The organism is Acidiphilium sp. (genome assembly GCF_049977125.1).
Classification (GTDB): Bacteria; Pseudomonadota; Alphaproteobacteria; order Acetobacterales; family Acetobacteraceae; genus Acidiphilium.
On the sequence record NZ_JBMFGY010000276.1, the window covers coordinates 1 to 2,688 of the forward strand.

The window sequence follows — 2,688 nt, forward strand, 5'->3', positions numbered from 1 at the left end:
TTGCTGATCAGATCATAGACATCGACATAGTGATGCGGGTTGTAGAGGGTGTAGAGCGCCTTGGTATCATCGCCGAAGATGAAATGCGGGTCGTGCATCAGGCTCGGCGCAGCTTGTGTGGCGAATTTGGTGATGCCGATACCGGGATAGCCGCCGTTCTTGTAATCGCGCAGGACGATGACCCGGACGTTGGTTTTGTCGATCATCGCCTTGTTCTGCGCAAAGACGCGCAGCCCCGCCCGGCAACTGCCGCACCAGGTCGCAACCTGCCAGAGCATGATCGGATGCCCTTTGTAGGTGTCGAGCGAGATGGTCTTGCCATGGCTGATGAACGACGCGACGGGTGCCGGCTTATCGCCAGGGCTCGGCACATCCTTCGGGCCCATCACGCCAGAGGGCGAAGCGAAGGCAAGGGCTGGCAGCACCATCAGACCGGCAAAAAGAGCGAGGCGAAGCGAGGTTGTGGGGGTGGGGATCTTGGTTGCGTTCATGGGAGAACTCCTTTCGGTGGATATGTGATTCAGCCGGCACAGCAGGAGAGTTGCGAGACGTCCTTGGTGAACGTCTGGGCCGCGAGCTTGAGACCTTCGGTCATCACCAGATAGGGGAACAGCATGTTGCCGAGCTCCTGCACGGTCATGCGATACTTGATGGCTATCGCCGCGGTTTGGATCATCTCGCCAGCGTTATGGGCGAGGATCTGGGCGCCGATAAGGCGCTGGGAATCCGCGTCGGCGACCAGCTTGACGAAGCCAGTGGTATCGAAATTGGCGAGGGCGCGCGGGACGTTTTCGAGGTCGAGCCGGCGGGTGATAGTTTCTATGCCCGCCGCCCGGGCCTGCGCTTCATCGAGGCCAACGGTGGCAACCGCAGGATCGGTGAAGACTACCGCCGGCACGATCGACAGATCGAGTGTGGCGTCACCGCCGGTCATATTGATTGCGGCACGGGTGCCGGCAGCCGCCGCGACATAAACGAGCTGGGGCATCGTGCTGCAATCGCCGGCTGCGTAGATATGCTCGACCGCGGTGCGCATATGATCGTCGACGACGATGGCGCCCGTTGAGTCGGTGGTCACCCCGGCCCGATCGAGCGCAAGATCATCGGTGTTCGGCCGCCGCCCGGCCGCAATCAGCAGTCGCTCCGTGACGATGGTCGAACCGTCCTGGGCACCGCCCTTGAGCGTTACGGTGAACCGATTGTCGCTATGGCTGACGGCCTGGGCCCTGGTGTTGGCCAACACTTTGATCCCCTCGGCCTCAAGTGCCGCCTGCAATCCGGCGCCGAGATCGGGATCGTCGCGTGTGAGGAGGGTAGCGCGGGCGAGGACGGTAACCTCGGTTCCGAGCCGGCGATAAGCCTGCGCGAGTTCGAGTGCCACGAACGATGAACCGATCACGATCATGCTCGCCGGCATCGCTGATGCGAACAGCGCCTCCGTCGAGGTCCAGTAGGGTGTGCCGGCCAGCCCGGGAATCGGTGGAATGGCCGGGGCAGCACCGGCGGCGATCAGGATACGGTCCGCTGCGAGCTTGGTCACCTCTCCTGCCTCGCCACGTACGACCAGGGTCTTCGCGTCTTCGAACCGCGCTGAGCCGCGCAGCAGCGTAATACCAGGCTTGTCGTCGAGGATGTGTTCATATTTCGCACCCCGCAGCGCATCGACCCGGGCGCGGAGTTGGTCGAGCAGGGCGGCGCGATCGACCGGCGTATGCAACTGCCCGATGCCCGCGAAGGGGTGATGCGCCTGGTCGTGCCTGATCTCGGCCGCCCGCAGGAGGATTTTCGAAGGGACGCACCCGACATTGACGCAGGTCCCACCGATCATCGGCGCACGCTCGATCATGGTGACCCGTGCGCCGCCCTCGATCGCGCGGATTGCTGCGGCGAAGGCGGCTCCCCCGCTGCCGATGATCGCGACATGCAGCCCGGTACCCGGCTCTTCGGGGACTTGCGCATCAACCAATTGCTCGAGGCCATAGCCCCGTTTAGCGACAGCCGCTCTGAGGCTTGCCAGGCCGCCGGGCGTTACTCCACGGATGCTGGCAATCCCATCACCGTAGGATACCGTCGCCTCAACCCCCGGTAACTGATTGAGCGCTGTTTCAGCGCTGCGCGCACAATGCTCGCAGGTCATTCCGGTAACGCGCAGCGATAACGTGTCCATGCAAGATATCCTCCTAAAATTCCCGAAGTCCCATGACGATCGCCGATAAATTCATTCATACCGGCATGCGAGATCGCCCTAGTCCTTCCAACGAATCGTAGTATGGATGCTGGAGCAACTACAGGATCAAGAGGTGTTTCGATGATTTTGAAAAAAAGTTCAGCACCCTTTGGACCGCTAAGCCGGTCGGCCAAACAAAGTGTTCCGATCGGCATCGTGTCCCAGCGGAGTGGCTGCAGCATCGACACCATTCGGTTTTACGAAAAGGCAGGTGTTCTACCGCAAGCGCTGCGCACCGAAAGCGGTCGGCGAACCTACAATGAGGGAGACGTTGCCCGGATCACCTTCATTCGACGCGCGCGCGAACTCGGTTTTTCGCTCGATGAAGTACGCGGATTGCTCGCTCTTGCCGAAGGATCAGGTGACGCATGCGAACAGGTTCAATCCCTGGCCCAATACCACCTCAACGAAATTGTTACCAAGATCGCTGACCTGACCACCATGCAAACGGTCCTCGGGGC

At 61.4% G+C, this 2,688-nt stretch carries 3 protein-coding genes; 1 reads left to right on the forward strand and 2 read right to left on the reverse strand.

The genetic code is table 11. From position 1 onward, the window contains the following. The coding region (locus tag ACP5E6_RS18000) for a TlpA family protein disulfide reductase (RefSeq protein WP_427956618.1) at window positions 1-491 on the reverse strand (491 nt) is incomplete at its 3' end. Between the two features lie 29 nt (window positions 492-520). Beyond that, window positions 521-2,167, reverse strand: coding sequence for a mercury(II) reductase (merA, locus tag ACP5E6_RS18005; protein ID WP_427956621.1), 1,647 nt, complete (start codon window positions 2,165-2,167; stop codon window positions 521-523). A 141-nt stretch (window positions 2,168-2,308) separates the two neighbouring features. On the opposite strand from merA, the gene ACP5E6_RS18010 reads away from it, so the two are divergent. Further along, window positions 2,309-2,688: MerR family DNA-binding protein (locus tag ACP5E6_RS18010; protein WP_427956624.1), on the forward strand; the 380-nt coding region annotated here is incomplete at its 3' end.

Excerpts from the sequence above, each read along its gene's own strand:
- merA (WP_427956621.1), bottom strand. The coding sequence starts at position 2,167 with ATGGACACGTTATCGCTGCGCGTTACCGGAATGACCTGCGAGCATTGT.